The 5,334-nt window shown below is 39.5% G+C and carries 5 protein-coding genes and 1 pseudogene; all 6 read right to left on the reverse strand.

Annotation, left to right across the window (positions count from 1 at the left end; genetic code table 11):
• Positions 1–751 (reverse strand): DNA alkylation repair protein (locus B3Z75_RS00630; RefSeq protein WP_294066584.1); only part of this gene is annotated, 751 nt, incomplete at its 3' end.
• A gap of 40 nt (positions 752–791) precedes the next feature.
• The gene (locus B3Z75_RS00635) at positions 792–2,411 is read right to left on the reverse strand and encodes a serine hydrolase (protein ID WP_294066587.1); all 1,620 of its coding nucleotides are present in this window, start codon (positions 2,409–2,411) and stop codon (positions 792–794) included.
• A gap of 79 nt (positions 2,412–2,490) precedes the next feature.
• Positions 2,491–3,066: a Crp/Fnr family transcriptional regulator gene (locus tag B3Z75_RS00640; protein WP_294066590.1), complete on the reverse strand. Its 576-nt coding sequence runs from the start codon at positions 3,064–3,066 to the stop codon at positions 2,491–2,493.
• Between the two features lie 94 nt (positions 3,067–3,160).
• The gene (locus B3Z75_RS00645; protein ID WP_294066593.1) at positions 3,161–3,775 is read right to left on the reverse strand and encodes a hypothetical protein; all 615 of its coding nucleotides are present in this window, start codon (positions 3,773–3,775) and stop codon (positions 3,161–3,163) included.
• 50 nt (positions 3,776–3,825) lie between these two features.
• A pseudogene (locus B3Z75_RS00650) lies at positions 3,826–4,093 on the reverse strand (transposase); the annotation flags it as partial.
• 396 nt (positions 4,094–4,489) lie between these two features.
• Positions 4,490–4,876 carry a hypothetical protein gene (locus tag B3Z75_RS00655; protein ID WP_294066596.1) on the reverse strand — a complete coding sequence of 129 codons (387 nt, stop codon included), beginning with the start codon at positions 4,874–4,876 and terminating at the stop codon, positions 4,490–4,492.
• Positions 4,877–5,334: the final 458 nt, after the last annotated feature.

A 5,334-nucleotide genomic window follows, 5' to 3' on the forward strand; every position in this document is an offset into this window, starting at 1 on the left:
TTGTATCACTTTCATTTTCCCAACGCTTGCAAAGTTGCACAACAAAGTCGGGGCGGGTTTTTCCGGCGTCGTTCAACCAATTTCCAACGCTGTCCCGGACATATTTTGCCTTGTCCGATTTCAACGGTTCCAAAATGGGTAATGCCTGTTCCGGATGATGTTTAAGGTCTTCAATATGTTCGCACCATACACCCCGGGGGCGTGTTGATTCGGTCGTAAAACGCCTGATGTTTTCGTTTTCGCTGGCTGTCCATTGGGAAAGGATTCCGATACTTTCGTTGAGTTGTCGTGTTATTTTCGATCTTACGGCCATCCAGCATATTTCTCTCACTCCAAAATGTTTGTCGGCCGCAAAAGGTTGAATTTGTTGCAATGTTTCGGCAATATTCAGATTTTCGTTTTTTCCGATGGTGTACGTTGCCCAGCAACGAACAAGGTCGGCTTTATGCGTTGACATGATTGCCAAAAAGTCTTCATCCCGATTTCTTACCGCCATTTCAAAAAGACCTGTCCCGATGGCTTCGTTTATGGTGTTTACGGTCTGCCTTTTCAATTGATTTATTTTCAATAGAACAGGGCTTAGAAATTCCGTGCGGTTATGCTGTCTGAGCATGTTTTCAAGCAAAATCCGCTGGTCAACTGCCAGCCATTCTATAAGATTGGCGGTTTCAATTTCCCCACGATTTAGCTGTTCCAAAATATCTGCCGGGATATCCTTTGTGGAACGGGCTCCTTTTCTTTTATCTGTCATATAGTTCTTCCAAGTCTTTACAGTATTTTTTAATTTTTCATCATGGTTTCACCAGTAGTAACGAAATACCCAACCAATTGTTTTTTAATTTTTGATCGGGATAATCATTTTTGGCTATGTTGCTGATGCCCATATTATATCGTAACGATACCTGTAGGAAATCAGTTAAAACATAATTTACCGCGAAAGGGACGGAATATTCCACTCTTTGAAAAGTGTTTTTGGCTTTGTTGGAACCCAATAAAACATTGGTGCTGAGACCTGACGCTATGCCGATTTTATCGTTCCATAAATTGAGTTTCAGCATAAGAGGAAAATCAATATAATGCAACCTGATATTTTGTAGTGGGTCATTGCTTCTTTCCCCCTTTTGGTTATATAGAATTTCCGCCGTGAAAGAAACAGGTTTGAAGATGTTGTACTCTTTATACAAACCCAACGAAAGGCCTGCTTTGGGTTTTCCTGCGTTATCTTCTATACTTGAGTAAGTAGCTCCGATACCGATAGCTGAAAAAGATTTGATTTTTTGCTCTTTCCGCTTGCTTACTGTTGCCTGAATTAACTTTGTTGCCACCGTGAACGAGGTTGAAGGATAGGAAATTTGGTTTACAGTTCCGGCTATGTACAGGTCGTTTTTAGGATCATAATAGGCCAATGCGCCCGATAAACCCGAATGGCCGATAAGTTCGGGCATGCCCAATATGGCAGGCAGTTTAAACTGATGAATGCCTACGCCCGATTTGATGGGTGGAAAAATAGGGTTCCATACCTGTAATTCTTCGATGTAGCTTTTAGGGAAAAGTTTTCCGGTAAAAAACGCTTCTACAAACATCAACAATTCCTGCGAAGTGGAAACAATGCCGCCGTCGGCTCCAAAAGACGTCATTGCCTTGGGTATTTTCAATACGTTGTTTTTGTAATACATTGCCTTGGGACGGATGTCATTTATGTCGTTATACAAGTAGGTTTTTGACAAGTTTAAAGGCTCGAAAATCAGTTCTCGGCAGTTTTCCGAATACGATTTGTCCGTGATATTTTCGATGATTCTGCCTAAAAGTTGAAAATTGGCATCGGAGTAATGCGCTTTGTTCTTCGTGCTTGGAGCAAACAGGGGGTGAATTTTTTTGCTTCTTTCTATGGCTTGCTCAAAAGTCCAAAATTGGTCGTTCCCCGAAAAAAGGTCTTCTTCGAGGCTTTTTCCGTTTGTGCCTTTATCTTCAAAATAATCCGGCAGTCCCGAGGTGTGCGCCAGCAAATTCCGAACGGTGATTTCATTGGAATAATCAATACCTTTATACAAGTGAAGTCCCTGCATGGCATCGTCATCAAGATACCTGCCGATTTTATCCTCCAGTGTTAGTTTATTTTCGGAAACAAGGTGCAGAATAATGGCTGTGGTAAAGAGTTTTGTGGTGCTTGCAATAAAAAACGGTTGCTCGTTTTCCATGTCTCCCGCCGAACCGCTCCATACCTCGCCTTTGTGCTTCACGCTGAATGAGACACCGAATACTTTTTTATTATCCACCGTGTTGTCAAGGATTTCTTGCAACACCGATGTTTTATCTGCCAATTGAATTGATCCGGCTTGTTGTGCCTTCACGGTACTGTTTATAGCCACAACCGCCAGCATTGTGGTTGAAATAATTTTCTTTTTATCCATTGTAATTAAGTTTTTAAAGTTTTATGCAAAATTATTGTGCAAGAACTTCAAAAAACTTATCGTAGGATAAGAAACGGCGTTACACGGTTTTTTTCCTGATCCGGCTCAGACTTTCGGGCGTGATGCCCAAGTAGGAAGCAATGTATTTGTCGGGTGTTCGTTGTAAAATATGACGTTGGTTGCGCAGTATTTCCATGTAACGCTGTTCCGCCGTTTTTGAAAGTATTTCGATTTGCTGGTTTTGCTTGTGGATAAACAAACTTTCGGCCGCGGTTTGACAAATAATTCTGCCATAGCCGGTTTGAGCGAGTTTAATAAAATCCTGCCGTATAATTTTAAATAAACGGCATTGCTCAAAACACAGCACTTCGAGTTGCGTAGGCTGATTGGACAAAAGAGAAAGGTAATCGACCAAAAAATCGCCTTCGTAGCAGAGGTCGGTGCAGATATAGTTATTGTTGTTGTAAAGTAAAATTCCGCCCGAACCTTTTAAGATAATATGGAAGCTCTTTTCTCGCTCGCCGAAATTTTTCAACACTTCGTTTTTCTCTGTTTCAACGATTTCGCCGTGAGACGTAAAACTTTCCCACACTTCCAGGGGTGCTTGAAAATAGGGATCGAAAATGGTTTTGATTTCCTGAGCTGTTTCTTTCATAAGGTGTAACGGTTTGGGTAGTTTGAAATAAAAAAAGTCAGGAATTTTAAATCAGTAGACCGAAGGGGTAATTTACCATTTCGGTTTTGTTTTACTAATTCTGCCAATCTCCTTGCAGGCAACTTATCACATAAATAAGTCGAACACGAGCATCTCTCATGTTCAGCTTATCGTTTTGTAAAAACAGTGCGACAACAAAGTGAGGAGTTAAACCGCCTGCCCTTTGTAATTCGTCAGTCAAACCGGAAAATTGCGGGTACTCTTTTTCCAATTCCGCCAATAAAACTGTAAATTTACCAATTGTATGAATATCAAAGGTAATAACAGGCCTGTTTTTCAAGTCTTCAATCAGGCGAACCCCGCTACCCAAACTCCAGATAGAGCGGAACGTGCTTAAATGCAATACATCGAGCAATTTAATTTTCTGCTCGTTAGATAGTGGATGGTTATGCAAATTTCCTTCCTCCATGGAGGCTAAAACCTGCGTGTTGAATACCGAATATCTAGCGACTCTAGTTTCAGGAGATGCATCGGCTTGAATGCCGATTTCTTGTTCAAACGAATCCAGCAATGTTTGCAAATCCAAAACTTCCTGTTCCGTGAAAATTTCAGTGATAGAAGGATAATCGGCCAACCTGTCGGGCGATTGGATTGTGCAGGCAACGAAAAATAGGGTAACACTGAAGAATATAGGTATAAAATACTTCATGACACTGTTCAACATTTTGTGTAAATAAGAAACGGAGGGTTTGGCTGTATCTACAGCTGAACCCGATTTTCAAAGATAGCTGAAAATTGGTTAAAATCAAACCCCAGCTCTGAATGGGCTGTGTCCATTTCTTCAATATTTCCATAAGTGAAAGAGAAACAGACATTTTCATTGATTCATCGCTGGGGGATACCATCTTGTTTTTGGTGTACTTTCTGATTTTACCATTCAAATTTTCAATCAGGTTGGTCGTATAAATAATCTTCCTGATCTCCAGGGAAAGTCAAAAAACACAGTCATTTCCTCCCAATTCTTCTGCAAGTCTTTTTCCTGCAGCACTACAAACCGCGGTAATGTCTGCTTTGTAATGTTTTGCGATTTGAATTGCCGAAGAACCTACCGAGCCTGTGGCGCTTATAATCAAAATCGTAAAATAGTTCCCTTCTTTACCGTCTTGAATAAGTCCAAAGAAAAAACAGCATCCTTTTCTTCCTCTGTCAGAGAAATGTATCTTGATATAAAGTCGAATAGTAAATCTTGCATATTATTTTTTACTGAAAGATGTTACATTTGCCACTAAAGGTCTCGCGGTATAAAATCGTGCCGGATTGCGGGGCTGTGTCACTATCCACCGTTGTAAATGCTTGAGTTGGGACGAAACGCTCGAATATCCCATCGAAACCGGCATGTTTTATGACCGCGTGTTAGCGTGCGTTATTGAATTTTCCGTCCACTCATATAGATATTAGTCTTAGGAAGTAATCTTTTTAATTTCTCAATGTTTTCTTCAGATGTATCATTTACTAAAGAAAAGTTTTCAATTTTTATATTTCCAAGTTCATCAGGGATTATAAGTTTGTCATTGTCAAACTCTACGCTCCAAATCTCTAAAATCCATATTTCATCCAATTCCAAAACATGTTTGGGGATTTCATTGTCCCAAACCATAATCCAACCATTTTTTCCTTCATTGTATTTTTTGCCGTTCATATCAATTTCTGTGTTAGGAAACCAATCTAAAATCTTTTCTGTCTCCTTGTTTGAAATCTTTCCTTCTATAAATAGTTTACCAATTTTCTTTGTTTTAATCCAATCTGGCATAAATACATCTTTTTTGAAATGAAGTCCAAGAGAGTAAATAACATCAAGCTTTTTCAAATTCTCAGGCACATCAATAATTCTTAAGTCAATCTATAGCCTGTCATCAAACACGATTATATATAATGGCATGAGAGTATTGGGTGATGCGAGAGAAAAATTACCTCTCTACTCAATAATAAATGGAGTTTACGAAGATAAATTTTTTGCGCTTGTATCGGCTTCATCAATTGTTGAGAGAAGAATGGTGCATCCTAAGTATTTTCACGGAGAGCTATCGAACATAAAGGAGGATGATAATGCTGTATTGGCCTTTTTCCGGACGACTCATTGAGGATTATCAGAGTGATATAGAAAATGAGTGATACCTGCATCACCTCTTCCAGCTATTACTGCAGAATCTAATCCAATATTGGTGATATATGACTTGAAATGAAAACATCAGTAGTAGAAAGAAAATA

This window comes from Proteiniphilum sp. UBA1028 (genome assembly GCF_002316955.1).
GTDB lineage: Bacteria > Bacteroidota > Bacteroidia > Bacteroidales > Dysgonomonadaceae > Proteiniphilum.